At 60.6% G+C, this 1,410-nt stretch carries 1 protein-coding gene; it reads left to right on the top strand.

The features are described 5' to 3' along the window. Positions 1–32 precede the first annotated feature (32 nt). Positions 33–1,385, top strand: coding sequence for an IS5 family transposase (locus tag AC3WOS_RS28510; RefSeq protein ID WP_492720698.1), 1,353 nt, complete (start codon positions 33–35; stop codon positions 1,383–1,385). Positions 1,386–1,410 lie beyond the last annotated feature (25 nt).

Here is a 1,410-nt window from a genome sequence, read left to right as displayed (position 1 = left end):
CCTTGCAAAAGGGAGGCGTCCATATAGTTTCAATGGGACCAAAGCCAGCCGGACCGCAAAGCAACGACATGTTTCGCCAACGGCTCGACGAGCTGGTGAATCTGCAGCATCCGCTGGCCCGACTGGCCCTGCATATCAACTGGCAAGTGTTTGAACAAAAGTGGGCGCTGCACTTCCCATCGTCGCGTGGCCGACCAGCCACGCCAACCCGCCTCATTGCCGGGCTGCTGTACTTGCAGCACACCTTTGCCTTGTCGGACGAGGACGTTGTATGGGGCTGGGTCGAGAATCCGTACTGGCAGCTGTTTTGTGGTGAGACCTGGTTCCAGCACCGCCCGCCCATTGATCCCAGTTCTTTGACGCGCTGGCGCAATCGCATCGGCGAGGAAGGCTTGGAGTGGATGCTGACGCAAACCATCAAGGCTGCCGAATCGACCGCGGTCGTCAAGCCGCAGAGCTACCAGAAGGTCATCGTCGACAGCACGGTGCAGGAGAAAGCCATCGCCCATCCCACCGACAGCAAGCTGCTGGAGCGGGCCAGGCAGCACCTAGTCAAGCTGGCCGTCGACGGTGGGCTGGTGCTGCGCCAGAACTACAACCGGGAAGCGCCGAAACTGGCGGCACAGACGGGCCGCTACGCCCATGCCAAGCAATACAAGCGTATGCGCAATTGCCTGAAGAAATTGAAGACGGTGGTCGGCCGCGTGTGGCGTGACGTGGAACGGCAACAGGGAAAGCTGCCGGCAGCCATGCAGGGTAAGGCCAGTGAGTTGCTGGCGAAGACCAAGCGCCTGTTGACGCAAAAGCAGAAGGACAAGAACAAGCTGTACAGCCTGCACGCGCCCGAGGCTGAGTGCATCTCAAAAGGTAAATCGCGCCAACCCTACGAGTTCGGCGTGAAGGTCTCAATCGCCACCACGCACAAGGAAGGCCTGGTGGTCGGAATGCGCAGCATGCCCGGTAATCCCTACGACGGGCACACGCTGTTTGAAGCCTTGGAGCAGGTGGCGATCTTGACCGACTGCCAGCCCAAGGAGGTCTTTGTGGATCTGGGCTATCGCGGCGTCGAAGTGCAGCCCGGCACCAAGGTCTACCACCCCAAGCTCAAGCGCGACATCACCCAGCGCCTGCGGCGCGACATCAGGCGCCGCAGCGCCATCGAGCCGGCGATCGGGCACATGAAAAATGATGGCCGCTTGCGGCGCAACTGGCTCAAAGGAACGGCTGGCGACGCGTTCCATGCGCTGCTGTGCGGCTGCGGGCACAACCTGCGCATGATCCTCAAGAAGCTCCGGCTTCTTTTTGCCCGGATCGCAGCTCAGGCAATGCAGTCGCAGATTCCCATGATGTGGACCTGGCGGAGATATCAGCCCGCCGGCTGCTGATTTTTGAATTATTCAGACCGGACTA

This window comes from Rugamonas sp. FW305-51, assembly GCF_058786935.1.
This window is presented reverse-complemented; position numbering and strand designations above follow the sequence as displayed.

Bases quoted from the DNA above. Each gene is read 5' to 3' on its own strand.
- AC3WOS_RS28510 (WP_492720698.1), top strand. From the start codon at position 33: ATGGGACCAAAGCCAGCCGGACCGCAAAGCAACGACATGTTTCGCCAA.